The sequence below is a fragment of the Microterricola pindariensis genome (genome assembly GCF_002936985.1).
GTDB classification, from domain to species: domain Bacteria; phylum Actinomycetota; class Actinomycetes; order Actinomycetales; family Microbacteriaceae; genus Microterricola; species Microterricola pindariensis.
Genome location: NZ_MPZN01000028.1, coordinates 19,132 through 43,989, shown reverse-complemented (window position 1 = coordinate 43,989; position 24,858 = coordinate 19,132). Strand labels below are relative to the sequence as shown.

General features: G+C 71.2%; 25 protein-coding genes. 15 read left to right on the top strand and 10 right to left on the bottom strand.

What is annotated here, in order from left to right:
* On the bottom strand, positions 1–1,234 hold a 1,234-nt coding region (locus GY24_RS09895; protein WP_104475479.1), incomplete at its 3' end, for a DUF6421 family protein.
* 216 nt (positions 1,235–1,450) lie between these two features.
* Here GY24_RS09895 and GY24_RS09890 point away from each other — a divergent pair.
* Together GY24_RS09890 and GY24_RS09885 are read left to right on the top strand one after the other, a co-directional pair.
* Positions 1,451–2,074 (top strand): LysE family transporter, encoded by a 624-nt coding sequence (locus tag GY24_RS09890; RefSeq protein ID WP_104475478.1) that lies wholly within the window; start codon positions 1,451–1,453, stop codon positions 2,072–2,074.
* Between the two features lie 61 nt (positions 2,075–2,135).
* On the top strand, positions 2,136–2,912 hold the full coding sequence (locus GY24_RS09885) for a DNA alkylation repair protein (protein ID WP_104475477.1): 777 nt from the start codon (positions 2,136–2,138) through the stop codon (positions 2,910–2,912).
* 131 nt (positions 2,913–3,043) lie between these two features.
* On the opposite strand, the gene GY24_RS09880 is transcribed toward GY24_RS09885, so the two are convergent.
* The gene (locus tag GY24_RS09880) at positions 3,044–4,222 is read right to left on the bottom strand and encodes a methyltransferase (RefSeq protein WP_104475476.1); all 1,179 of its coding nucleotides are present in this window, start codon (positions 4,220–4,222) and stop codon (positions 3,044–3,046) included.
* Between the two features lie 175 nt (positions 4,223–4,397).
* On the opposite strand from GY24_RS09880, the gene GY24_RS09875 reads away from it, so the two are divergent.
* The 4 genes from GY24_RS09875 to GY24_RS17915 all read left to right on the top strand — a co-directional run bounded on the left by GY24_RS09875 (position 4,398) and on the right by GY24_RS17915 (position 7,854).
* Complete coding sequence (locus tag GY24_RS09875; protein WP_083362690.1) at positions 4,398–5,264, top strand: SDR family oxidoreductase; 867 nt, start codon at positions 4,398–4,400, stop codon at positions 5,262–5,264.
* A 75-nt stretch (positions 5,265–5,339) separates the two neighbouring features.
* A complete protein-coding gene (locus tag GY24_RS09870) occupies positions 5,340–6,353 on the top strand; it encodes a serine hydrolase domain-containing protein (protein ID WP_104475475.1) in 1,014 nt (337 codons plus the stop codon).
* Positions 6,354–6,421: 68 nt separating this feature from the next.
* Positions 6,422–6,703, top strand: a complete 282-nt coding sequence (locus tag GY24_RS09865; protein ID WP_104475474.1) for an SHOCT domain-containing protein — start codon at positions 6,422–6,424, stop codon at positions 6,701–6,703.
* Positions 6,704–6,807: 104 nt separating this feature from the next.
* Positions 6,808–7,854, top strand: a complete 1,047-nt coding sequence (locus GY24_RS17915) for a hypothetical protein (RefSeq protein ID WP_193953551.1) — start codon at positions 6,808–6,810, stop codon at positions 7,852–7,854.
* 10 nt (positions 7,855–7,864) lie between these two features.
* Here GY24_RS17915 and GY24_RS09855 read toward each other — a convergent pair whose 3' ends face one another.
* Positions 7,865–8,443 carry a GNAT family N-acetyltransferase gene (locus GY24_RS09855; RefSeq protein WP_104475473.1) on the bottom strand — a complete coding sequence of 193 codons (579 nt, stop codon included), beginning with the start codon at positions 8,441–8,443 and terminating at the stop codon, positions 7,865–7,867.
* A 115-nt stretch (positions 8,444–8,558) separates the two neighbouring features.
* Here GY24_RS09855 and GY24_RS09850 point away from each other — a divergent pair, with 115 nt between their 5' ends.
* Genes GY24_RS09850 through GY24_RS09835 form a run of 4 tightly spaced genes read left to right on the top strand, consistent with a single transcriptional unit; the run spans position 8,559 to position 11,899 of the window.
* Positions 8,559–9,290: a 3-oxoacid CoA-transferase subunit A gene (locus GY24_RS09850; RefSeq protein ID WP_104475472.1), complete on the top strand. Its 732-nt coding sequence runs from the start codon at positions 8,559–8,561 to the stop codon at positions 9,288–9,290.
* Complete coding sequence (locus GY24_RS09845) at positions 9,287–9,934, top strand: 3-oxoacid CoA-transferase subunit B (RefSeq protein WP_104475471.1); 648 nt, start codon at positions 9,287–9,289, stop codon at positions 9,932–9,934. The genes GY24_RS09850 and GY24_RS09845 overlap by 4 nt, the downstream gene beginning before the upstream one ends.
* The gene (locus GY24_RS09840; RefSeq protein ID WP_104475470.1) at positions 9,931–11,103 is read left to right on the top strand and encodes a thiolase family protein; all 1,173 of its coding nucleotides are present in this window, start codon (positions 9,931–9,933) and stop codon (positions 11,101–11,103) included. The genes GY24_RS09845 and GY24_RS09840 overlap by 4 nt, the downstream gene beginning before the upstream one ends.
* Positions 11,104–11,113: 10 nt before the next feature.
* The gene (locus GY24_RS09835; protein WP_104475469.1) at positions 11,114–11,899 is read left to right on the top strand and encodes an IclR family transcriptional regulator domain-containing protein; all 786 of its coding nucleotides are present in this window, start codon (positions 11,114–11,116) and stop codon (positions 11,897–11,899) included.
* Between the two features lie 29 nt (positions 11,900–11,928).
* On the opposite strand, the gene GY24_RS09830 is transcribed toward GY24_RS09835, so the two are convergent.
* The 5 genes from GY24_RS09830 to hisC are packed head-to-tail and all read right to left on the bottom strand — an operon-like array spanning position 11,929 to position 16,301.
* Positions 11,929–12,279, bottom strand: a complete 351-nt coding sequence (locus GY24_RS09830) for a hypothetical protein (protein WP_104475468.1) — start codon at positions 12,277–12,279, stop codon at positions 11,929–11,931.
* A 59-nt stretch (positions 12,280–12,338) separates the two neighbouring features.
* Positions 12,339–13,133, bottom strand: coding sequence for an ABC transporter ATP-binding protein (locus GY24_RS09825; RefSeq protein ID WP_104475467.1), 795 nt, complete (start codon positions 13,131–13,133; stop codon positions 12,339–12,341).
* A gap of 23 nt (positions 13,134–13,156) precedes the next feature.
* Positions 13,157–14,128: an ABC transporter permease gene (locus GY24_RS09820; RefSeq protein WP_104475466.1), complete on the bottom strand. Its 972-nt coding sequence runs from the start codon at positions 14,126–14,128 to the stop codon at positions 13,157–13,159.
* Positions 14,129–14,173: 45 nt separating this feature from the next.
* A complete protein-coding gene (locus GY24_RS09815) occupies positions 14,174–15,184 on the bottom strand; it encodes an ABC transporter substrate-binding protein (protein ID WP_104475465.1) in 1,011 nt (336 codons plus the stop codon).
* A gap of 55 nt (positions 15,185–15,239) precedes the next feature.
* Positions 15,240–16,301, bottom strand: a complete 1,062-nt coding sequence (hisC, locus tag GY24_RS09810; RefSeq protein ID WP_104475464.1) for a histidinol-phosphate transaminase — start codon at positions 16,299–16,301, stop codon at positions 15,240–15,242.
* 170 nt (positions 16,302–16,471) lie between these two features.
* On the opposite strand from hisC, the gene GY24_RS09805 reads away from it, so the two are divergent.
* Entirely contained in the window at positions 16,472–17,029 is a 558-nt protein-coding gene (locus GY24_RS09805; RefSeq protein ID WP_104475463.1) for an Lrp/AsnC family transcriptional regulator, read from the top strand.
* Positions 17,030–17,097: 68 nt separating this feature from the next.
* On the opposite strand, the gene GY24_RS09800 is transcribed toward GY24_RS09805, so the two are convergent.
* Both GY24_RS09800 and GY24_RS09795 read right to left on the bottom strand, forming a co-directional pair.
* Positions 17,098–17,442: a hypothetical protein gene (locus GY24_RS09800; protein ID WP_104475462.1), complete on the bottom strand. Its 345-nt coding sequence runs from the start codon at positions 17,440–17,442 to the stop codon at positions 17,098–17,100.
* 681 nt (positions 17,443–18,123) lie between these two features.
* Positions 18,124–18,960, bottom strand: a complete 837-nt coding sequence (locus GY24_RS09795; protein ID WP_104475461.1) for an exodeoxyribonuclease III — start codon at positions 18,958–18,960, stop codon at positions 18,124–18,126.
* Between the two features lie 95 nt (positions 18,961–19,055).
* Between GY24_RS09795 and GY24_RS09790 the strand changes: the two genes are divergently transcribed.
* The 4 genes from GY24_RS09790 (at position 19,056) to GY24_RS09775 (ending at position 24,793) form a co-directional block, all read left to right on the top strand.
* Complete coding sequence (locus tag GY24_RS09790) at positions 19,056–20,057, top strand: TIGR03557 family F420-dependent LLM class oxidoreductase (RefSeq protein WP_104475460.1); 1,002 nt, start codon at positions 19,056–19,058, stop codon at positions 20,055–20,057.
* A 6-nt stretch (positions 20,058–20,063) separates the two neighbouring features.
* Positions 20,064–20,903, top strand: coding sequence for a coenzyme F420-0:L-glutamate ligase (cofE, locus tag GY24_RS09785; RefSeq protein WP_104475459.1), 840 nt, complete (start codon positions 20,064–20,066; stop codon positions 20,901–20,903).
* Between the two features lie 125 nt (positions 20,904–21,028).
* Positions 21,029–22,045, top strand: coding sequence for a glucose-6-phosphate dehydrogenase (coenzyme-F420) (gene fgd, locus GY24_RS09780; protein ID WP_104475458.1), 1,017 nt, complete (start codon positions 21,029–21,031; stop codon positions 22,043–22,045).
* A gap of 105 nt (positions 22,046–22,150) precedes the next feature.
* Positions 22,151–24,793, top strand: coding sequence for a helix-turn-helix transcriptional regulator (locus tag GY24_RS09775; RefSeq protein ID WP_104475457.1), 2,643 nt, complete (start codon positions 22,151–22,153; stop codon positions 24,791–24,793).
* Positions 24,794–24,858: the final 65 nt, after the last annotated feature.

Here is a 24,858-nt window from a genome sequence, read left to right as displayed (position 1 = left end):
GGGTCTCGGCGATCATGTCGTAGGCGGCGAGCCAGTGCGCCTTCTTCGGGCGGTCGATCGACTTCCAGTACAGCTCGTCGATCTGCGCGCCGAGGGCGATGACGACCTCCGGCACGGCATCCCAATCGAAGGCGAGCTGCGTGTCGGTCCAGTGCAGCACGTGGTGCTGGTGCATCCACGCGAACAGCAGCTGGCCGCCGAGCCCGTCGTAGTTGCGCACCCGGCTGCCGGTGATGGCGAAGCGGAAGATGCGGTCGAAGATCACCGCGTACTGCACCAGCTTGGCGTGCTTGCGCGCCTCCGGGCTCGCGTTCTCGTCGCGCTCGATCGCGACCGACTCGCGGAACGCGGTCAGGTCGCAGCGCAGCTCCTCCAGCGAGTAGAGGAAGAACGGCATCCGCTGCTTGATCATGAACGGGTCGAACGGCAGGTCGCCGCGCATGTGCGTGCGGTCGTGGATCAGGTCCCACATCACGAAGGTCTCTTCGGCCAGCTTCTGGTCGTCGAGCAGCGAGGCCGCGTCCTCCGGCAGTTCGAGCTTGGTGATCTCGGATGCCGCGCGCACCACGCGGCGGTAGCGGGCCGCCTCGCGGTCCTGGAAGATCGCGCCCCACGTGAAGGTCGGGATCTCGCGCATCGCGACGGACTCGGGGAACAGCACGGCCGAGTTGGTGTCGTAACCGGGCGTGAAGTCGACGAAGCGCAGCGGCACGAACAGCTTGTTTCCGTAGTCCCCGGCCTCCAGCTCGCCGATGAACTCCGGCCACATGACCTCGACCAGCACGGCCTCGACGAAGCGGTTGGTGCTGCCGTTCTGCGTGTACATCGGGAACACGACGAGGTGGCGCAGGCCGTCGACCCGGTGCTGCTGCGGCTGGAACGCGGTCAGGGAGTCGAGGAAGTCGGGCACGGCGAAGCCGCCGGTGCTCCAACGCTCGAAGTCGATGGCGAGCGCGGCCAGGTAGGCGGCGTCGTGCGGGAACAGCGGGGCGAGCTCGCGCACGGCGGCCACGAGCGTGGCGACGTTCTCGGCGGCAGCGGGGTGGTTCGCGGCATCCGGAACCGAGCCGTCCTGCGCCTGCACACCCTGCAGGGCGATCGCGGCCTGCTTGAGGCGGGCCCACGCCGGGTGGTTCTGGACGTCGGAGGCGAGGGCGATGTCGAGGGCGGTGGTCAGGCCGTCTTCGACAACCTCGGGCTCACCGACCAGTGCTTGTGCAATGTAATTCGACATGGGAACCTCCCGTCCTCGTAGACGGCCGCGCGCGATGCGAAGTGCAGGCAAACGGCAGTGTGTGCGCCGATGTGGCGTGTGATCAAGGCTAACGAGCAAAGCGCTGCATTTTCATGAGGGAGTGCGCAAGGAAGCTGCGTGATCGCCCGTTCTCACGCTGAGAATCGGTGCTGCGCTGCAGATTCTCGCGTTGCGTTCGGGACGTAGGCTGAGCGCGTGCAATTCTCCCTCTGGCTCGCCCTGCTCGGTGCCACCCTCCTGATCAGCTTCACGCCCGGCGCCGGCGCGATCAACACGATGAGCAATTCCCTGAACGCGGGCTTCCGCCGCTCGATCTGGGGGATCCTCGGCCAGCAGGCCGCGCTCGTGATCCACATCGTGATCGTGGCACTCGGCGTCGGCGTGCTGGTGGCCAGCTCGCCGATCGCGTTCAACGTGATCCGCTACGCCGGTGCCGCCTACCTCGTCTACCTCGGTGTGCGGCAGTTCCTCGCCAAGCCCTCGACCGACGAGGAGAGCATCGAGCTCCGGCGCAACGAGCCGGCCTGGTCGATGTTCCGCCGCGGTCTCTGGGTGAACCTGCTCAACCCCAAGGCGATCGTGTTCTTCCTCGCCTTCCTGCCGCAGTTCATCCGGCTCGACCAGCCGCTGCTGTCGCAGTACCTGGTCGTCGCCGTCACGGTGATGGTGGTCGACATCCTCGTGATGTGGTTCTTCTTCGCCGGGGCGGCCCGCAGCTTTCAGCGGTTCACCCGTGACGCCCGCGGCCAGCTGGTGCTGAACCGCGTGTTCGGCTCGCTGTTCGTTGCCGTTGGCGCGATGCTCGCCGTCATCCACTAGCCGCCGGCCGCAACCCTCCGCCCGCCGTGGCTGACGGCAGGATGCGGCGTAGAGTCGCGCTATGACGGCTGATGCGGCCCGGGTGCCCGCACCGCAGCCCGCGGAGCCGCAGACGGCGTCGGCCGTGCAGGAGGCGATCGCCGAGCTGGCCGACCCGGAACGGGCGGCCTCCAGCCAGCGCTTCTTCAAGACCGGGCCGGGCCAGTACGGCGAGGGCGACGTGTTCGTGGGCGTGACGGTTCCCCGGCTGCGGGGCGTCGCCCGCCGCTTCGCCGAGCTTCCGCTGGCCCAGCTCGACTTGTTGCTGGCGAGCCCCGTGCACGAGCACCGCCTCATCGGGCTGCTCATCGCGACGAGACAGTTCGAGAGGGCGAGCGCGCCGCGCGGCCTCGACGAGGGTCGGCGGGCGGCGCTGGCAGAGTGGTACCTCGGTGCCGTGCGCCGGGGGCGCGTCAACAACTGGGACCTGGTGGACAGCTCGGCGCCCGGCATCCTGGGCGGCTGGCTGTTTGACCGTCCGCGGGATGTCTTGTTCGAGCTGGCGGCGAGCCCGGTGCTCTGGGAGCGCCGTGTCGCCATGATCGCTACGCAGGGCTTCATCAACCGCGGCGATGCGACGACCGCGCTCGAGCTGGCCGCCCTGCTGCGCGACGACCCCGAGGACCTCATGCAGAAGGCGGTCGGCTGGATGCTGCGCGAGATCGGCAAGCGCGTGGATCGCGGCCTACTGATCGCCTTCCTCGACGAGCACGCGAGCCGGATGCCGCGCACCGAGCTCAGCTACGCCACCGAGCACCTCGACTCCGCGCCGCGCGCCCACTACCGCGCGCTGCGCTGAGCGGCATCCGCCCGCGCTGCGCTGAGCGGCATCCGCCCGCGCTGCCAGTCGGCGGATGCGGGCGCCCGATCGCCCCGAAAAAACGTTTCAGTGGCGAGGCGCACCGCTCGCATCCGCTGACCGGCCGGGGGTTAGCCCGCGGCGGCCAGCCGCCAGAGCGAGGTGATCTCGGCCGCGCGGGCCACGTGCAGCGGGTCGCTCGTGTCGCTGGCGCGGCCGTGCGTCGGGCGAGTGTCGTGGCGCTCGAGCACGCGCAGGCCCGAGTCCTCGATCAGGTCGAGCAGCTCGCCGCGCGAGCGCAGCCCGAGTCGCTCGGCCAGGTCCGAGATGACCAGCCAGCCCTCGCCGCCGGGCGCCACGTGCTCGGCGAGCCCGCCGAGGAAGCCGCGCAGCATCCGGCTCTCCGGGTCGTACACGGCGTAGTCGCTCGGGATCCGCGCCTCGGCCGGCAGCCACGGCGGGTTGCAGACGATCAGCTCGGCGCGCCCCGGTGCGAACAGGTCGGCCTCGACCACCTCGACCTGCTCGGCCAGCCCCAGCCGGTCCAGGTTCTCGCGGGCGCAGGCGATGGCGCGCGGGTCCAGGTCGGTCGCCGTCACGGTGCGGATGCCGCGCCGCGCGAGAATCGCCGCGAGCACCCCGGTTCCGGTGCCGATGTCCATCGCGCGGCTCACCTCGGGCAGCGGGGCGCTCGCCACGAGCTCGAGGTACTCGCCGCGCACCGGTGCGAACACGCCGTAGTGCGGGTGGATGCGCCCGGGCAGGCCCGGCGCGTCCAGCTCCGGCACCTCGACCCCGCGTCGGCGCCACTCGTGCGAGCCGATCACGCCGAGCAGTTCGCGCAGCGAGACGAGCGAGTCCTGCGCGGCGTCGACTGGTCCATACGCCTCCACGCACGCCTCGCGCACGTCCGGCGCGCGCCGCAGCGGCACCGCGTGGCCGGCGTCCAGCGGCACGAGCAGCAGGCCGAGCAGCTGCGCCCGGTGGAAGCTCTGCTCGCGATGCTGGCGGAAGGCCAGCGAGAGATCCCGCGGCGGGCGGCGGTTGCCCTTGTCGATGCGGGCCGCGAGCGCCCGCAGCAGTTGGCGGGCGGCCTGGTAGTCGCCGCGCCAGAGCAGCGCCGTGCCCTCGGATACCAGGCGGTGGGCCTCGGCGGCCGGCATCCGCTCGTCGGCGATGGCCACGCGCGCTGGAACCGGCCAGCCGCTCTCCGAGCGCCAGAGCGCCGTGCGCTGCTCGCCGCCCTCGAGCCAGCTCACGCGGGCAGGCTCGGCCTGCCGGTCGAGGGGGGTGGACTCAGTGCTGGGCATGGTGGCCAATCTGCGCGGCGGCGGCGGCCGCGGGCGGCCCCGCGCGAGCGCGAGAAGATCGTGTCGGCAGAGGATCCACCGTGCCATCGAGTATCCCAGCCCGAGCTGGGGCCGCCCCTCCCGCAGGTGTTCGGCGTTGAGCAGGGGGCGGCGCGGCACCTGCGAGAATGGGGCCATGTCCCGAACTGTTCGCGGTGCCCGCGTTCTCATCACCGGAGCCGCCAGCGGCATGGGCCGCCTCTACGCCGAGCGCGCAGTGGCAGAGGGGGCGGCATCCGTGGTCCTCTGGGACAGGGATGCCGCGGCACTCGCCCGCACCGTCAAGGAGCTCGGCGGGGAATCGCAGGGCCGCACCCGCGTGCACTCCTACGTGATCGACCTCGCCGACCTCGGTGCGATCGCACAGACGGCCCAGCGGGTGCGCACCGAGGTGGGCAACCCGGACGTGCTCATCAACAATGCCGGTATCGTGCGCGGCAACCAGTTCTTCTGGCAGAGCGACAATGGCGAGGACACCCGCCCGACGGTGCAGATCAACGCGCTCGCGCCGATGTACACCACCCGCGAGTTTCTGCCCGGCATGATGGCGAACCCGTACCGGGCGGCGCGCATCGTGAACATCGCCTCGGCCGCCGGCACCCTGTCGAACCCGAGGATGAGCGTCTACGCCGCCTCGAAGGCGGCCCTCATCGGCTGGAGCGACTCGCTGCGGCTCGAGCTCGAGCAGGAGGACCACGGCAACGTGCGGGTGACGACGGTGTGCCCGAGCTACATCTCGACCGGCATGTTCGCCGGTGCCCGCGGGCCGCTGCTCACCCCCGTGCTCACCCCCGAGTACGTCGTCGACCGGGTCTGGCGCGCCATGCTGGCCGGCAAGCCGCAGCTGCTGCTGCCCTGGTCGGTCGGGCTCTCCAAGGCGCTGCGCGGCGTGCTGCCGGTGCGGGTCTGGGACGCCGTGGCCGAGGTGTTCGGCGTCTACCGCTCGATGGCCGGGTTCACGGGCCGGGAGCGCAGCGGCGAGCACGGCGGCAGCCGCCCCTGAGTCAGAGGCCGCAACCGCGACCCGTGCCCGGCGCCACGCGGAACCGGCCTGGCCAGGTATCTCTACACTTGAAGCGTGGATATCACCGGATTGAATGAGTTCCTGGCCGACATCGAGTTCTCGGGCGTCGTGCTTGTGCGGAAGGGCGACCAGACTCTTTTCGAGGCCGCCAGCGGCCTGGCCACACAGCGCTGGGGCGTCGCCAACCGGGTGGACACCCGCTTCGACACCTCCGCGATCACCAAGCTGTTCACCAGCGTCGGCGTGCTGCAGCAGGTCGTGGCCGGCCGGCTCGACCTCGAGGCCTCCATCCACGACTACGTCGACCTGACCGGTACCACCATCGGCCGTGACGTCACCCTGCTGCACCTGCTCACCCACACCAGCGGGCTCGCGGATGACGCCGACGAGGCCGCCGGCGAGGACTACGCCGAGCTCTACGTCGACACCCCCAACTACTCGATCTTCCGCACCAGCGACCTGCTGCCGTTCTTCGCGCAGAAGGCCCCGCTGGAGGCGCCCGGCGTGGAGAGCCACTACATCAACGCCGGCTACGTGCTGGCCGGACTCGCCCTGGAGCAGGCCACCGGGCTCAGCTACCGCGCCTACATCGAGCGCGACGTCTTCGCCGCCGCGGGCATGAAGGCGAGCGGCTTCTTCGACCGCCGCGACGCCACCCCGAACGTCGCGGAGGGCTGGGACCAGGCCGAGGACGGCAGCTGGGAGTCCAACATCTACAAGGCACCGCCGATCGGCGGCCCGGACACCGGCGCGCACGCCACCGCCGACGACCTGCTGCGCTTCCTCACGGCGCTGCGCACGGGCGTGCTGCTGAACCCCGAGTACACCAGCGAGTTCTTCACGCCGCAGGTCGAGCACGACGAGGAGACCTTCTACGGGCTCGGCCTTGAGTTCGACATGAACGAGGACGGCAGCGTGCGCTCCTACTTCAAGGACGGCATCAGCGCCGGCGCCAGCGGCATCCTGCGCCACTACCTCGACGAGGGCATCGACGTCGTCGTGCTCAGCAATGCCGAGGAGGGCGCCTGGGACGTCATCCGCGAGCTCGACGAGCGTCTCGGCGGCTAGTCGGCAGCTCTGCCGCGCGCGCTCCGCGTCTCGCTAGGATGGCGGCACGCGAACGAAGGGGATCCGCGATGGCGCTCTCGGGCTGGCACCTGCTCGTCATTCTGGCCGTGCTCCTCGTGATGGCGGCCGGGGCGGTCGGCGTCATCTTCCTGGGCGTGTACCTCGCCCGGCGTGCGGCGCCGGCATCGCCGGTGTTCCCGGCCGAGCCCGGGAACGCGCCCGCGGCGCAACCGGAACCGGCCGAGCTGCGTGCCGCGCGCCTGGCCGAGCTTGAAGACCTGAGCGCGCGCGGGCTGCTCAGCGTGGCGGAGTACGAGGCCAAGCGGGCAGAGATCCTCGGCGAGGTCTAGCGCTCCCCGGCGCTCGGCACCGCGGCAGCCGCCTCCTGCGACGGGCGGCGAACTGGGGGCCTAGGTCCCCTGACTTCGCCGAGCCGGCTGCGTAGCGTGGCGGCATGCCTACGCAATCCTGGGGGATATCCCTGCGCCACGTCGTTCTGCCGGGGGTGGCTGCTGCCACCGCCCTGGCCCTGGCCGCCGTCGCCCCGGCATCCGCCGAGCCCGCCGACACCATCACTACGGTCACCACGCACACGGTTGCCGCCGCGAGCGTCGCGCCGATGGACCCGGGCCTCAACCCGTTCATCGCCGGGATGGAGGAAACCTGGCGCCTGGGGCGTTCGAGCGGCTCGATCGCGCCCGCCGGGGCGATCACATTCCCCCACATCGTGTCCGACGCGGCCGAGGCGGAGCCGGATGGCGATTCGAGCGACGACAGCTTCGTCGACAACCTGTTCTTGCTGCCGGCGACGCCGGAGAGCTGCACCCGCACGGTCTCGAGCTTCAGCTACTCCTATGACCTCCTTGAGGTCGATTCGTGGCACTACGACGCGGTAGCGAGCTTCAGCGCACTCCTCGCCGGTGCCGCGGCGGCTCCGATGAGCGACGACAATGCATCGACGGACGGCATCGGCTGGCTGGAGTACCCCGAGGAGTCCCCTGGCCTCGTCGCGCATGGGCTCACCGCGCCCTACGCGGACGTCATGCCCCTGGTCGGCAGCATCACGATGGCGTACCCGGTGCCGGTGGATGCGGCAACCGCCCAGGCGTACGTCGCGTTCGGGTTTCCCGTCGTCTCCGCATGGACCATGACCGACGCCTCGTTCGTGGTGACCGACACCTGCACCACGAACAAGCCCGTGGTCGTGCCGCCGGTTGTCGTGCCGCCGGTCGTGGTGCCGCCGGTTGTCGTGCCGCCGATCGTCGAGCCGCCGGTTGTCGTGCCGCCGGTTGTCGTGCCGCCGGTGGTGCCGCCGGTGGTAGAGCCGCCGATGGTGGTGCCGCCGGTCGCGCCCGCGCCCGTCGTGGTCCCCGCCGCAACGCCTGCCCAGCCCCTGGCCGAGACCGGGGTGGAGGCGGGCGCGATTGGTGCCGCCACCGCGCTCCTGCTCAGCGCCGGTGTGGGCGGTCTGGTGCTTGCCCGTCGCAGCGCGACCAGCTAGGGGTCGGCGCTCAGAACCGCCGCTCGTTGCCGCCGCCGAGCAGCCGGGCCCCGCCCGCCTGCTCGGCTCGCAACGGCTTCGCCATCTCGAACTCCAGCCGGCTCCGGTCCAGCGGGTACGGGTGCGCGACGCCGGTCTCCTCGAAGCCGTGCCGCTTGTAGAACCGGCGGGCGGCGGTGCTGTCTTGGTGCACCTCCAGCGTGAGCACGTCGCCGTGCAGTCCCGCCCACTCCTCGATGCCGGCGAGCAGCGCGCCGCTCACCCCGGCCGCCGCTCCCCGCCAGTCCGGCGAGACATACACGCCCACGAGACGCGCACCGGCAGCGCCCTCCGGCAGGATCGCAGCCATGGTGCCGACCCACCGGCCGGCCTCCTCGCCCCCGGTGAGGATCGCCGCGAGGCTGATGGCGCCCGGCCCCGCCGTGCGGCCCGCACGTTCCCGCCAGCCCGCCTCATCGCGCGCCGCGGCATCCGCCACCGTCTCGAGGTAGGCGTGCGGGGTGTCGGCGAGCATCTCCAGCCGGAGCGCCCGCGTCTCGGACCAGTCCTGCTCGGTCGTCCGGCGGATGAGGAACGGGGCGACGGTCATCTCCCCAGTCTGCCCGACGCACCCGGGCGGCGAGGCTTCGGGCCGTGCTATGTTTGCCATACGCACAAAAGTGCGTTTGGCAAACATTCTGACGATGCGGTTGGGTGGGCTCGGCATGATTTCAAAGGTGGTCCCCGCGGTTGCGGATGCCGTCGCGGGCGTCGCGGACGGTGACACGATCCTGGTCGGCGGTTTCGGCCGGGCCGGCCAGCCGGTCGAGTTGATCGACGCGCTGCTCGCGCAGGGCGCGCGCGACCTCACCATCGTCAGCAACAACGCGGGCAACGGCGACGTCGGCCTGGCCGCGCTGCTGGCGGAGGGGCGCGTGCGGAAGATGGTCTGCTCGTTCCCGCGGCAGGCAGACTCGCACGTCTTCGACGCCCTCTACCGGGCGGGCAAGGTGGAGCTGGAACTCGTGCCGCAGGGCAACCTGGCCGAGCGGATCCGCGCGGCCGGCGCCGGCATCGGTGCCTTCTTCACTCCGACCGGGGTCGGCACCGTGCTCGCAGAGGGCAAGGAGACGCGCTCCATCGACGGCCGCGACTACGTGCTCGAGTACCCGATCCGCGCCCAGTTCGCGCTGATCAGCGCGTTCAAGGGCGACCGCTGGGGCAACCTCGTCTACCGCAAGACGGCGCGCAACTTCGGGCCGATCATGGCGACCGCGGCCGCCATCACGGTCGCCCAGGTCGACGAGATCGTCGAGCTCGGCGTGCTCGACCCCGAGACGGTCGTCACGCCCGGCATCTTCGTCAACCGCGTCGTGCAGGTGCCGGAGCGCGACTGGCTGCGGGGCGGCCGCTTCGTCGGCCAGCAGGAATCAGCAGCGACGGGGGCAACCGCATGACCAGCAGAATCAGCCGCGACGAGCTGGCCGCGCGCATCGCCCGCGACATCCCGGAGGGCTCCTACGTCAACCTCGGGATCGGGGCGCCCACCCTGGTCTCCAACTTCCTCCCGCGCGACCAGGAGATCATCCTGCACACCGAGAACGGCATGCTCGGCATGGGCGAGGAGCCCGCCCCCGACCAGGTCGACCCCGACCTGATCAACGCGGGCAAGCTGCCGGTCACCGAGCTGCCGGGCGCCTCCTACTTCCACCACGCCGACTCCTTCGGCATGATGCGCGGCGGCCACGTCGACGTCTGCGTGCTCGGCGCATTCCAGGTGTCGGAGCGCGGCGACCTCGCCAACTGGAGCACGGGCGCGCCCGGCTCCGTGCCGGCCGTCGGCGGCGCCATGGACCTGGCCGTCGGGGCGAAGCAGGTGTTCGTGATGACCGACCTGCTCGGCAAGGACGGCACCTCCAAGCTCGTGGCCGCCTGCAGCTACCCGCTCACCGGCGTGCGCTGCGTCACCCGCGTGTACACCGACCACGCCGTCTTCGACGTGGGAGAGAGCGGCTTCGTCATCCGCGAGCTGTTCGCCGACAACACCCGTGAGAGCCTGCAGGCGCTCACCGGACTCAGCCTGACCGAGGGAGCATCATGACCCGCAGCTTCATCTACGACGCCGTGCGCAGCCCGTTCGGGCGCTACGGCAAGGGTCTGGCCGAGGTGCGCCCGGACGACCTCGCGGCGCACACGCTCAGCAGCCTGCTCGCCCGGCACCCCGGCCTCGACCCGGTGCTGATCGACGAGATCCTGCTCGGCGCCGCCAACCAGGCCGGCGAGGACAACCGCAATGTGGCGCGGATGACGGCGCTGCTCGCCGGGCTGCCGACGAGCGTCACCGGGGCGACCGTGAACCGGCTCTGCGGCTCCGGCATGGAGAGCGTCATCCAGGCCAGCCGCGCGGTGGAGTCCGGGGACGCGTCCCTCGTCGTCGCCGGCGGCGTCGAATCGATGAGCCGGGCGCCCTGGGTGCTGCCGAAGCCCGCGCGCGGCTACCCGGCCGGCAACGAGACCCTGCACTCGACGACGCTGGGCTGGCGCCTGACCAACCCGCGGATGCCCGCGCAGTGGACGGTCGGGCTCGGCGAGACCGCCGAGATGCTCGCCGACCGCTTCGCCATCTCGCGCGAGGAGCAGGACGCCTTCGCGCTGCGCAGCCACCGACTGGCCGCCGCGGCGTGGGACGCCGGGATCTACGACGACGAGGTCGCCGCGGTGCCCGGCACGAGCGTCACCCGCGACGAGGGCGTCCGGGCCGAGTCCACCCCGGAGGCGCTGGCCGGGCTGAAGCCGGCCTTCCGGCCGCAGGGATCGGTCACCGCGGGCAACTCCTCCCCGCTGAACGACGGCGCATCCATGCTCTTCGTCGGCGGCGAGCGGACCGCCCTCGGAATCGATCCGCTCGCCCGCATCATCGGCCGCGGCGTGGCCGGCAACAACCCGGACGAGTTCGGCATCGCCCCCGTCGAGGCCGCCAACCGGGCGCTCGCCCGCGCGGGCAAGAGCTGGGCGGATGTCGACGTGCTCGAGATCAACGAGGCATTCGCCTCGCAGGCCCTGGCCTGCCTGAGGCTGTGGCCGGAGTTCGACCCGGAGAAGGCCAACATCCACGGCGGTGCGATCGCCATCGGGCACCCGCTCGGCGCCTCCGGCGGCCGCATCATCGGGCATCTCGCGCACGAGCTTGCCCGCCGCGGCGGGGGAGTCGGGGTCGCGGCGATCTGCATCGGCGTCGGGCAGGGGCTCGCGGTCGTGCTCGAACGCTAACCTGAAGCACATGGAGACCAAGCCCAGCAGTGACTATGTGCAATCGCTGGCCCGCGGACTCGCCGTCATCGGCGCCTTCGACGCGGAGCACCGCGAGCTCACACTGAGCGACGTCGCCGCCCGCACCGGTCTCACCCGGGCGACGGCCAGGCGGTTCCTGCTCACGCTGGTCGACCTCGGCTATGTGCGCGCCGACGGCCGCGGCTTCTCGCTCACCCCCAAGGTGCTCGAGCTTGGCTACAGCTACCTCTCGGCGCTCGGCCTGCCCGAACTCCTGCAGCCGTTCCTCGCCGAGCTCAGCCGCGAGCTCGGCGAATCGACCTCCGCGGCCATCCTGGACGGGTCAGACATCGTCTACGTGGCGCGGGTGCAGGCCAAGCGCATCATGAGCGTCGGCATCACGATCGGAACCCGCTTCCCTGCCCCGACCACCTCGATGGGGCGCGTGCTGCTGGCCGGACTGGGCCAGCCGGCCCTCGACGCGGTGCTGGCGTCCGCGCCGCCCACCGGGCTCACGGCGGGCACGGTGCCGGATGCCGCGGCGGTGCGCCGGAGGATCGACGAGGTCCGCGCGTCCGGCTGGTGCCTCGTCGACCAGGAACTCGAGGCCGGGCTGCGCTCGATCGCCGCGCCGATCCGGGCGGCCGACGGCCGCGTGCTCGCGGCCATCAACGTGTCGACGAGCGTCGCCACCGTGTCGCTGGAGCAGTTGGCCGGACCCTACAAGGACGCCCTGCTCGACGTCGCGGCGCGGGCCAGCGCCGCCGCCGGCCACGGCGCGTTCCACGCGCACTAGCGGCCGCGGCGTCCGCGAGCCCCGCCGCCCTAGAACGTGAGGAGCCGGGGAACGGCGCTCAGCGAGATCCAGGAGCCGATCAGGAGTCCGAGGCCGACCGCGACGGTGCCGAGCAGCGGAACCCAGTAGGCGACCCGGCGCAGGCGCAGGAAGGCGATCGTGGTGACGATCGTCACCAGGGCGAGGAGGATGGGCAGCGCCACCGCCACGACATAGCCCAGTTGCATCTGCTCGGGGCTGCAGCCCTCGCCGCAGCCGCCTGCGGCCATCGGCAGGGACAGGCCGACCAGTGCGGAGCCGCCGGTTGCCACGAGCAGCACGAGGATGAACACGGAGGAGAGCGCGACGTCCCAGACGCGGATACGGCGAGTGACAGTCATTGAACCAAATGTACCGGCGCCGCCTCCACGTCTCCTGAAGCCGCTCGGGCGACGACCGGCTAGCTGGCGAGCAGCGCCCGGTCGTCGAGCGTCGCGCCCTTGATCTTGGCGAACTCGGCCAGCAGGTCGGGGACGGTCATGGAGCGCTTCTGCTCCTCGGCGGCCTCGAAGATGATGCGGCCCTCGTGCATCATGATGAGCCGGTTGCCGAGGCGCAGCGCCTGTTCCATGTTGTGGGTCACCATCAGCGTGGTCAGCTTGTCCTTCTCGACGACGTTCTTCGTCAACGTCGTGACCAGCTCGGCCCGTTGCGGGTCGAGGGCGGCCGTGTGCTCGTCGAGCAGCAGGATGCGCGGCTGGGTGAAGCTTGCCATCAGCAGCGACAGCGCCTGGCGCTGGCCGCCGGAGAGCAGGCCGACCTTCGCCTTGAGCCGCTTCTCGAGGCCGAGCTCGAGCGCCAGCAGCTCCTCGGCGAACTGCTCGCGCCGGGCCCGCGTCACGCCCCGGCCGAGGCCGCGCGACTTGCCGCGGCGCAGCGCGAGCGCGAGGTTCTGCTCGATGCTGAGCGTCGGCGCGGTGCCGGCCATCGGGTCCTGGAACACGCGGCCGATATAGGCGGCGCGGGCGTAGTCCTTGAGCTTGCTGACGTTGCGGCCATCGATCGAGATGGTGCCGGTGTCGACGCCGAGCTTGCCCGAGATGGTGTTGAGCAGCGTGGACTTGCCGGCGCCGTTGCTGCCGATCACGGTGACGAAGTCGCCGGCGTTCAGCTCGAGCGAGACATCGCTGAGCGCCTTGCGCTCGTTGACCGTGCCCGCAAAGAAGGTCTTGGAGATGTTGTCGATCTTCAGCATGTCGATTCCTCTGGAACTCAGGGCTACTTGGCGGAGGCGGTCGAGGCGAGCTCGGGCTCGGCGGCTGCGGCATCGGACGAGGCGGGCGCCGCGACATCCGGCATCTCGAAGGTCGAGCGGCCGCCGCCGACCCGCAGGCGCGGCAGCTTCTTGAGGAAGCCCCAGCGCGGCAGCAGCAGCGCGGCGACGACGAGGCCGGCAGTGACCAGCTTCATGTCGTTCGGGTTGAGGCCGCCAGCCAGCGCGAAGAAGATGACGAGGCGGTAGACGATGGCGCCGACGATCACCGCGAGGGTGCTCACCATGACGCTGCGGCCCGACAGGATCGCCTGGCCGATGATGACGGATGCCAGGCCGACCAGGATCAGGCCGATGCCCATGCTGATGTCGGCGAAGCCCTGGTACTGGGCGACGAGGGCGCCGCAGAGGGCGACGAGGCCGTTGGAGAGCGCGAGGGTGAGGATCGTGGTGCCGTCGGTGTTGACGCCGAAGCTGCGGATCATCTGGTCGTTGTCGCCGGTGGCCTGGATGGCCAGGCCGCGGTCGGTGCTGAGGAACCAGTCGATGGCGAACTTGATCACCAGAACGAGGATCGCGAAGACGAGGATCGCCCCCGGGCCGCCGATCAGGCCGTTCTCGCGCAGCGGCGTCATGACGGTCTCCTCGCGCAGCAGCGGCAAGTTGGATTTGCCCATGATGCGCAGGTTGATCGACCAGAGGGCGATCATGGTCAGGATGCCGGCGAGCAGGCCGTCGATCTTGCCCTTGGTGTAGAGCAGGCCGGTGACGGTGCCGGCGACCAGCCCTGACGCCGCCCCCGCGAGGGTGGCGACAGGGGCTGGCACGCCCTGGAGGATGAGTGATGCGGCGACCGCAGCACCGGTCGTGAAACTGCCGTCGACGGTGAGGTCGGGAAAGTTCAGTACCCGAAAAGTGAGGTACACCCCGAGCGCCATGACGCCGTAGAGCAGACCGAGTTCGATCGCCGCATTCATCTCAATGTCCTTCGTGAAGGTGATTCGTTGGTGGCGGAGGCCGTGTTACTCGATGACCTGGTCTGCACGGTCGACGAGGGAGGCGGGCAGGGTGACACCCATGCGCTCCGCGGCGGCCGGGTTGATGATGACCTCGAGGGTGTCGAGGGTCTCAACGGGCATGGTGGCCGGGTCGGCGCCCTCTTCGAGGATGCGGATCGCCATCAGGCCGGTCTGGTAGCCCAGGTCGGAGTAGTTGATGCCGTAGGTGGCGATGGCACCGCGGGTGACCTGGCCGCCCTCCGCGCCGAACAGCGGGACGCCGTTGGCCTCGGAGAACTGGATGACGGCCTCGAGGCCCTCGGTCACGCGGTTGTCGGTGGGGATGTAGATCGCATCGACGCCCTTGAGCGAGTCGGCGGCCTGGGCAACCTCGCTGGAGTTGGTGACCGTGGCCTCCTTGATCTCCAGGCCGAGCTCCTTGGCGGCATCCTTGGCCATGTCGACCTGCACGGAGGAGTTGACCTCGCCCGAGCTGTAGATGATGCCGACCGACTTGGCGCCGGGCATGACCTCGGTGATGAGGGCGATCTGCTCGGCGACCGGGTTCAGGTCGCTGGTGCCGGTGACGTTGCCGCCCGGGGCCTCCCAGCTGGCGACGAGGCCGGCCTCGGCCGGCTCGGTGACGGCGGTGAAGAGGATCGGGATGTCGGTGATGGCCTGTGCCGCGGCCTGCGCGGTCGGCGTGGCGATCGCCAGGACGAGGTCGACCTTGTCGGTGGCGAACTTGCCGGCGATGGTCGTGGCGGTGGCCTGCTCGCCCTGGGCGTTCTGCTCGTCGTAGATGACGTCGGTTCCGTCGACGTAGCCGGCGTCGGTGAACGCCTTCTTGAAGCCCTCGCGGGCGGCGTCGAGGGCCTCGTGCTGCACGATCTGGCTGATGCCGATGCGGATCGGCTGGGTGCCGGACTCGCCCCCCTCGCTGGCGCCGGGGCCGGCCGCGGGGGCGCAGCCGGCGAGTGCGGTTGCGGCCGTGGCGGCGATGGCCAGGCTGAGCAGTGCGCGTGAACGCTTCATGGGTGGTTCTCCTTTGAACGGGTGGTGCATTGCTGTGAGAGGTGACGTTGAAGTGTTAGGGCGTGGGCTGCAGCGTCGCCATTGCCGCGAGGAAGCGGTCGTTGGCCTCGGTGCTGCCGATGCTCACGCGAATGCCCTCGTTTGACCAGGCACGGGCGAGCACGCCGTGTTCGGTGAGCGCCGCGTTCACATCGTCTGTCTGTGCGCCGGTGCGCAGCCAGACGAAGTTGGCGAGCGAGTCCGAGTGCTTCCAGCCGCCCGCCGCGAGCTCGGCGGAGACGCGGCCGCGCTCGGCCACGATCTGGTCGATGCGCTCGCCGAGCTCGGCCTCGGCGTCGAGCGAGGCGACGGCCGCGCGCTGGGCGAGGTCCGTGACCGCGAACGGCACGGCCACCCGGCGCAGGTTGGCGGCGACGGCGGGCTGGGCGATGGCGTAGCCGAGGCGCAGGCCGGCCAGGCCATACGCCTTCGAGAAGGTGTGCAGCACGGCGATGTTCGGGTAGCGGCGAAAGAAGTCGATGCCCTCCGCGGTGTTCTCGTCGCGGTTGAAGTGCACGTAGGCCTCGTCGATGACGACGAGCACGTCGGCGGGGACGCGCTCGAGGAAGCGCTCCAGCTCGGCCCGGGTCACGCCGGTTCCGGTGGGGTTGTTCGGGTTGCAGACGAAGATCAGTCGGGTGCGCGGGGTGATGGCATCCGCCATCGCGTCGAGGTCGTGCGCGTCATCGGCCGTCAGCGGCACGGCGATCGGGGTGGCGCCGGCCACGGTCACGAGGATCGGGTAGGCCTCGAAGGAGCGCCAGGCGAAGATGACCTCGTCGCCGCTGCCCGCGCTGGCCTGGATCAGCTGCGCCGCGACCTCGACGGAGCCGGCGCCGAACGCCACGTTGTCGACGTCGACGCCGAACTTCTCGGCGACGCGCTGGCTGATGGTGGGCGCCGACATCGCCGGGTAGAGGTGGATCGTGCTGAGCGCCTCGACGACGGATGCCACGACGGAAGGCAGCGGCGGGAACGGGTTCTCGTTCGACGACAGCTTGAACACGTCGGCGCTGGACGGCGCCGCGCCCTGCTTGTACGCGGGCAACTCCGCAATGACTTCGCGCTGCCGAACCATGACTCACGACCTTCTGGGTACTGGGCCGCGACTTCTGCGTCAACGGCGACGTGATGAGTGAGCGTAGTTCGAATCAGAACGACCATGCAAATTGAATGTGGATTACCGAACAAGCTGTAGTATCTGCGACGTAGTTGCCCATAGATGTGTGACAAGTTGGCAGGTAGATCATGAGCGTTGATGCTTTGGACTATGCGATCGTCAAACTCTTCGCCGAGGAACCCGGCGTCAGTGTCGTCGAGGCGTCGCGGCGCCTCGGGGTGGCCAGGATCACGGTGCAGGCCCGGCTCAGCCGGATGCACGAGAACGGCGTCATCGAGCGCATCGAGCCGCGGCTGAACCCGGCGGCGTTCGGCTACCCGGTCTCGGCGATCACCCACGTCGAGCTCGACCAGGGCGTCGGCTACGCGGTGGCGTTCGAGTCGCTGCGCCAGATCCCCGAGGTGATCGACATGTACACGACATCCGGCGACAGCGACGTGGTGATCCGCATGGTGGCGCGCTCCAACTCCGATCTGCAGCGCGTGTTCGACGCCATCATGCAGTCGAAGGCGGTCACCCGCACTCGCAGCTCGATCGTGCTGGAGACTCAGTTCGAGAACAAGGTGATGCCGCTGTTCGCCGCCGCAGCCGCCGAGCGGTCGACGCCCGACCGGCGCCGCACCGCGCCGCACCACGACGCCGCGGGGTCGCCAGCTCGGGTCGAGCCCGCCGCCCCCGCTGGTTGAGCCCGCCCCCGCTGGTTGAGCCCGCCCCGGCTGGTTGAGCCTGCCCCGCTGGTTGAGCCTGTCGAAACCTAGAAGAAGTTGGGGATCGCGGTCATGACCAGGGCCGCGCCGATGAGCAGCCCGACGACCACACCGCCGATTCCGGCCAGCGGCACCCAGAAGGCCAGCCGGCGCTTCATCAGGAACACGATCGTGATGACGATCGCCGCGAGCGCCGCCACGATCGGCAGCGCGAGGGCCAGGATGACGCCGACCTCGATCTGGCCGATGTTGCAGCCCTGACCGCAACCGTCGGAGGCCATCGGCAGGAAGATGCCGATCGACAGCGCGGTGAGGGTCGCCGCGAGCAGGGCGAGCACGAGCACGGCGGAGAGGACGATGTCCCAGGCACGGACGGGGCGAGGTTCAGACATTCCACCCACGCTAGCGGCGCCCTCCGCCCGCCCCGGCGCCGCCGCGGCCCCAGTTCTGGGCGGGCTCCGCGGGAATGCGCGTCGGCTGGAGGCGGCCGCGCCGCGAGGAACGAGCAGCGCAGCCGCCGAAGCCGGGGACCCGGCGTGGTCGTCTGGTTGTTGGCTTCGGTCGCTGGCGCTCCCTCGAGCCAACGGGAGGGGCCCCGCCCCGATCCCGCTGGTCGAGTAGCGAGGAACGAGCGTATCGAGACCTCGCACCGCGCACAGTCGCGCGCCGGAAGCCGGGTCTCGATACGGCCCTGGCGGGCCTACTCGACCAGCGGGGTGGGCGGCGAGACCTGGGCAGCGCAGCCGCCGAAGCCGGGGACCCGGCGTGGTCGTCTGGTTGTTGGCTTCGGTCGCTGGCGCTCCCTCGAGCCAACGGGAGGGGCCCGCCCCATCCCGCTGGTCGAGTAGCGAGGAACGAGCGTATCGAGACCCCGCACCGCCCCGTGGAGGGGCCGCGCCCCAACCCCGCTGGTCGAGTAGCGAGGAACGAGCGTATCGAGACCCCGTACTACGCACAGTCGCGCGCCGGAAGCCGGGTCTCGATACGGCCCTGGCGGGCCTACTCGACCAGCGGGGAATGAGCGTCGGCTGAGACGTGACCAGCGGGGTGGGCGGCGAGACCCGGGTGGCGCGCTAGTAGAACATCGGCCGATCGTCGTCGTCGCCGTCGAGCTCGACGTCGACCACCACGGGCACGTGGTCGCTCGGGCCGTCGCCCTTGCGCTCGTCGCGGTGGATGCTGGCATCCGTCACCGTGTCGGCGAAGGCCGGCGAGCCCAGGATGAAGTCGATGCGCATGCCCTCGTCGCGGGGGAAGCGGAGCTGCTTGTAGTCCCAGAAGGTGTAGCCCTCCGGCACCAGCGGGCGCACCACGTCGCTGACGCCGGCCGCCTCGAGCGCGGCGAACGCGGCCCGCTCGGGCTCGGAGACGTGCGTGGAGAGGCCGGGGGTGAAGCTCGGGTCGCCCATGTCACCCTCGAGCGGGGCCACGTTGAAGTCGCCCATCAGCGCGAGCGCCAGCTCGGGATTCGCGGCCAGCTCGGCGCGGGTGTGCTCGGTGAGCGCCGCGTACCAGTCGAGCTTGTAGTGGAAGTGCGGGTCGCCGAGGGCACGGCCGTTCGGCACGTACAGGCTCCACAGCCGCTGCTCGTTGACGGTCACGCCGAGGGCGCGCGCCTCCAGCGGCTGGTCGGGGCCCTCGAGCCCCTTCTGGAAGCCGGGCATGCCGGGGAAGCTGGTGGCGACATCCTCGAGAGGATGCCGGCTGGCGAACGCGACGCCGTTCCACTGGTTCAGGCCGTGGATCGCGAGCTCGTAGCCGGCCTCCTCGAAGGCGTCGACGGGGAACTGCTCCGGCTTGCACTTGATCTCTTGCATGGCGAGCACGTCGATGTCCTCGCGCACCATCCAGTCGACGACGCGGCCGACGCGGGTGCGGATCGAGTTGACGTTCCAGGTGGCGATGCGCATGCCCCCAGCCTATTTGGCCCTGCGGATGCTCGCAGCCCGGCGACGAGTGCCCGACGGGAGCCCGGCGCGAGGGCCCGGGGTGCGAGAATCGGGGAGTGACCAGCGCAGAGATCGGCTACGCCGCCATGTTGGAACGCTTCGCACCCCCCGAGGCGGTGGCCTTGGCCGCGCACGCGGAGGCGCACGGGTTCCGCGGGGTGATGGCCAGCGACCACTTCCAGCCGTGGGTGCCGGCGCAGGGCCAGTCCTCCTTCGTCTGGAGCGTGCTCGCCGCGATGGGCGAGCGCACCAGCGGGGCGCTCGGCACCGGGGTGAGCACCCCCGGCTACCGCATGCACCCGGCAACGCTCGCCCAGGCATCCGCCACCCTCGCCGCGCTGAACCCCGGCAGGCACTGGCTCGGCATCGGCTCTGGCGAGGCTCTCAACGAGCACGCCGTCGGCGAGTACTGGCCGGAGCCGGCCGACCGCATCAACCGCATGTTCGAGGCGGTCGACGTGATCAAGAAGCTGTTCTCGGCCTCGCTGGCCGGGCGCGACGTCAAGCACACCGGCCCGCACTTCCGCCTCGAGTCGAGCCGGCTCTGGACGATGCCGCCGGTCGCCCCGCCGATCTACGTGGCGACGGCCGGCCCGGTCACCGCCAAGCGCGCGGGCAAGACGGTCGACGGCCTCGTCACGACCGGCGCCCCGCGCGACAAGCTCGAGCACCTGCTGGCCCGCTTCGCCGAGGGCGCGCGGGAATCCGGGCGCAGCTCGGCCACGATGCCGAAGGTGCTGCAGCTGCACCTCTCCTGGGCGCCCACGCACGAGGAGGCGGTGCGGAACGCGCTGCGCGAGTGGCCGAACGGCGGAATGCGCTTCGCCAAGAGCGACATCCGCTCGCCGTACGAGTTCGACCAGATCGCCAAGATGGTGCGGCCGGAGGACTTCGAGGGCCGGCTGCTCATCTCGAGCGACCCGGAGGAACACCGCGCGCACATCCAGGGCTTCCTCGACCTGGGCTTCGACCGGATCCACCTGCACAACGTCGGCCGCAACCAACGCGAGTGGATTGAGGTGTTCGGGCGTGACGTGCTGCCGAAACTGCGAAAGTAGGGCCAGATGAACCGATTCAGCGCATGGGCGCTCGAGGGCATCCCCGAGGTGAGCCCCGGCGACGACCTCGTCGAGTTGGTCGCCGCCGCCACGGCATCCGGGGTCGACGGGGCCGCCCTGCCGAGCTGGGAGTTGCAGGACGGCGACATCCTCGTCGTCACCTCCAAGATCGTCTCCAAGGCGGAGGGCCGCATCGTGGCAGCCGCCGACCGCGAGGCCGCCATCACCGCCGAGACGGTGCGTCTCGTCGCCAGCCGTGAGCACCCGGGCGGGGTGACCCGCATCGTCGAGAACCGCCTGGGCATCGTGGCCGCCGCCGCCGGGGTCGACGCGAGCAACACCGCCGACGGCACCGTGCTGCTGCTGCCGGTCGACCCCGACGCCTCGGCGCGGGCGCTCGCCGTGGGGCTGCGCACCCTGACCGGCGCCCGGGTGGGCGTCATCCTCAGCGACACCCTCGGCCGGCCCTGGCGCGAGGGGCAGACCGACGTGGCGATCGGCGCCGCCGGCGTGCACGTCTTCGACGACCTGCGCGGGCAGACGGATGCCGCGGGCAAGCCGCTGCTGGTCACCATGCCGTGCGTCGCCGACGAGCTGGCCGCCGCCACCGACCTGGTCAAGGGCAAGGCCACCGGCTGCCCGGTCGCGCTCGTGCGCGGGCTCGGCCGCCTCGTCGGCGAGCTGGACCTGCCCGGCGCGGCCTCGATCGTGCGGCCGCCGGAGCGCGACATGTTCCGCCTCGGCAGCGACGAGGCCCGCGCGGAGGGGGTGGAGGCCGGCTATGCGAGCGGCTACACCGACGGCTACGCGGACGGGTTCGCCGAGGCGGACGCCGAGGACGCCTAGCGGGCGGCGCCGGCCCCGCCGGGTCTCTGTCGATCGCGGGCCGGTCGCGCGCCGGTCGCGGGCCGATCGCGCCACGCTCGAATGAGCAGCGCACGATTCGGCTGCGCCATGAGAGCATCGAGGGCATGACGTTGACCCTCGGATACAAGGCCTCTGCAGAGCAGTTCTCCCCCCGCGAACTCGTTGAGATCGCGGTCTCGGCCGAGAAACACGGCTTCGAGTCGGTTGCGACGAGCGACCACTTCCAGCCGTGGCGGCACGAGGGCGGGCACGCCCCCTTCTCGCTGGCCTGGATGGCGGCCGTGGGGGAGCGCACCTCCACGATCAAGCTCGGAACCAGCGTCATGACGCCGACGTTCCGCTACAACCCGGCCGTCATCGCCCAGGCGTTCGCCACGCTCGGCTGCCTCTATCCGGGGCGGGTCATGCTCGGCGTGGGCACGGGCGAGGCCCTCAACGAGATCGCCACCGGATTCCGCGGCGCCGGCGAGCAGGACTGGCCCGAGTTCCGCGAGCGATTCGCCCGGCTGCGCGAGTCGATCCGCCTGATGCGCGAGCTGTGGGACGGCGACCGAGTCAACTTCGAGGGCGAGTACTACTCGACCCACGACGCCTCGATCTACGACCGCCCGGAGGGCGGCGTGCCCGTCTACATCGCCGCGGGCGGCCCGGTCGTCGCCAAGTACGTCGGCCGTGCCGGCGACGGCTTCATCTGCACCTCGGGCAAGGGCATGGAGCTCTACACCGAGCAGCTGCTGCCGGCGCTCCGCGAGGGCGCAGAGGCGGCCGGCCGCGACTACGACGCCATCGACAAGATGATCGAGATCAAGCTCAGCTACGAGGAGGACGAGCAGACCGCCCTCGACAACTGCCGCTTCTGGTCGCCGCTCTCGCTGAGCGCCGAGCAGAAGCACAGCATCACCGACCCGGTCGAGATGGAGAAGGCCGCCGACGCGCTGCCGATCGAGCAGATCGCCAAGCGCTGGATCGTGGGCACCGATCCTGATGCGACCGTCGCCGAGATCAAGAAGTACACGGATGCCGGCTTCAACCACCTGGTCTTCCACGCCCCCGGCCACGACCAGGAGCGCTTCATGACCCTGTTCGAGCGCGACCTGGCCCCCCGCCTCCGCGCCCTCTGAGCACCACCGTGCGCCCGCCCGGCCCCACGCCGGGCGGGCGCAATCGCGCGATAGCCTGTGCGAAAGACCGAGGCGGGGAACCCGCCGACGACCGAGGGGGCCCTGTTGTCGCGAACGGCCACGATCTCGCGGCAGGCCGCTCCGCCTGACGCCCACCCGCTGCTCCGGGGTGCGGCCCAGCCCGACGGCAGCGCTCTGCTGGAGGGCCCGGAGCAGCTCGTCATCGTGCGCGCACTGCCCGGAATGGGCAAGACCCGGTCGGTCGACGCCTGGCGCGCACTGTGCGAAGAGCGCGGCGTGCAGACCACCATCGCCTCGGCGCGTGAGCTGCGGATGCCGCTGGCCGCACTGATCGCCGAGGCGGCAGCGACGGCATCCGGCCGGGTCCACACCCTCGTGATCGACGATGCCGAGCTGCTCACCGCGCCGCAGCTCGGGCAGCTGTACGCGCAGCTGCAGGTCGAGCCGGGGCTCCGCGCGGTGCTCTGCACCTCCTGCGCGGCCGCCGCCGATGCCCCGGCGCTGCCCGCTGGCCTCAGCGTGCGCGAGGTCGGGGCCGCGCAGCTGAAGCTGACCGTGCGCCAGAACGCCACCACCGTGCACCAGGACCCCGACGCACAGCACGACCCCGACGCGTCGCCGAGCGCCCTCGCCGCGCAGCTGCTGCAGACCGCCGACGGGTGGCCCGGCTTGATGATCCGCCTGGCGGATGCGGCCACGGCCGGCGGTACGGAGCTGGAGAGCGCAGGCGCCGAGGGCGCGGCGGCCGCCGTCGCACTCGCGGTCGGCACGCCCGCCGTGGCCCAGTGGCTGCGCGCCGCCGTGGAGCGCGCGCTCGGCGACGGCGAACTGCTCTCGATCGCGCGCAGGATGGCGCTCGCGCCGCAGCTGCTGGAACGCCACATCGCCCTGCTGGGATTGGAGGGCGACGTCGTCGTCGGGACGCTCAGCACCCTGGGCTTCTTCGTGCAGTCGGGGGCGGCCGGCGCCTCGGGGGCGCGGCAGATGGTGCCGGCCATCCGGGCGGTGCTGCGGGATGACGCGCGCACGCACTCCCCGGCCGAGTTCCGGGAGTGGAACCGGGTCTTCGCCGACGGGCTGGTCGGCCACGGCGGGCGGGACGAGATCTGGGTCGCGCTGGAACACGCCAGGGCCGCGGAGGCCTGGGACATCCTGGCATCGCTCTGGGCCAGGCACGGCCTCGGCCTCCTCAACCGCAACTTCGCTGTGGCCGTCGCCGCCTACTCGGATCTGCCGGACGGGGCCATCCGGGAGTACCCGGAGCTGCGCCTGGCGCAGCTCGTCTTGATGAGCCTGGATGCCGCGGGGAGCGCCCCGGGCGCCACAGCCGGAAGCACGGCGGGCGGCGTCTGGCTGCGCGCGTCGACCCAGGCCGCCACCCCGCTGCTGCCCCAGTTGAGCGACTCCACCACCGCGGACGGCCTCATCGGCGTGATGTCGGCCGTGCTCGTGAACCAGCGGGTGACCGGCGCCGTCGCCGGGGCGCTGGAGTCGTCACGACTGCTCGCCGAACAGCTGGAGCAGCGCGCCGCGCTGGGCGAGCTGCCGAGCGCCTCGAACTACGCCTGGGCCCGGTTCCAACATGCGGTGACCCTGCTCCTGGCCGACGATCTGCCGGGGTCGTTGGCCGCGGCCACCGATTCCTACGAGTGGGCCGTGGGCGCCGGAATCGATGCCGAGCATGTCGTCGTCAACGCCGCCGCCCACCTCGCCCTCTGCCACGCGCTGAGCGGTGCGGAGCAGGATGCGCTGGACTGGCTGGATGTGGCCGGCCCGCACGACCCGAGCCAGTGGCACGGCACCCTCACCCGCGTGCCCGCGCAGGTCGCAGCGGCATATGTCGCCACGGAGCGCCTCGACCGCGCGGCTGCCGAGCTGGCGCTCGCCGCGACGGGGGACGGCTCCGCGCCGATCGAGATGTGGCCGTTCGTGGCGGCGCAAGCCGCGCGCTCCGCGCTGACCTTCGGCGACCCGACCGTGATGCTGGCCGAGTTCGACAGGGTCGAGCTCGCGCAGGCCCGGCTGGGCCGGACCGGCTCGAACGGGGCTCTGTTGATGATGGCGCGCACGCGCGCAGACGGCCTCATCGCGACCGGCGCCGCCGGCCGCGCAGTCGAGCTGCTCGAGATGGTGGCGCACCGGGTCTGCGCCGCGAAGCCGGACGCCGTGCCGGAACTGCTCGTCAGCAACGCGCGGGCACACCTCTACGGCGGTCGTGAGGCCCAGGCGGCGCGGCTCGCCTCGACGGCGGTGAACTCGCGGCGCACGGCACCGACCGACGGCGTCGAGGCATCCCTGATCCTCGCCGAGGCATTGCTGCGGCAGGGCGAGGAGGAGGCGGCGGTCGAGGCCTTCACGCACGCCCACGCGCTGGCGGTGCACCGGAGGCAGTGGCGCGTCTTCCTCGGCATTCCGCGCGAATCACTCGCCCGGCTCGCGGCTGCGAGCGGCGCGACACTGCCGGCGGTCGCCGCCGAGCGCCTCGCCGGGCTCAACCCGCTCTTCCCGGAGTCGGAGCAGATCGCCGAACTGACCGCACGCGAGCTGGTCGTGCTCGACGGGCTCCGGGGCGGCGGGTCGACGGCCGAGGTGGCAGCGGCGCTCTCGGTCTCGCCGAACACGGTCAAGAGCCAGATCGCGTCGATCTTCGCCAAGCTCGGTGTGCGCGACCGCGAGCGGGCGCTCAGCGTCGCCGAGCGCCGTGGCCTGCTCCGCCGGCGGCCGTAAGCGCCAGATCCTGTGCGTTCGCCACGGAACAGCCCCGATCCGCGGGGGCGAGGCGTAGCCTGAGC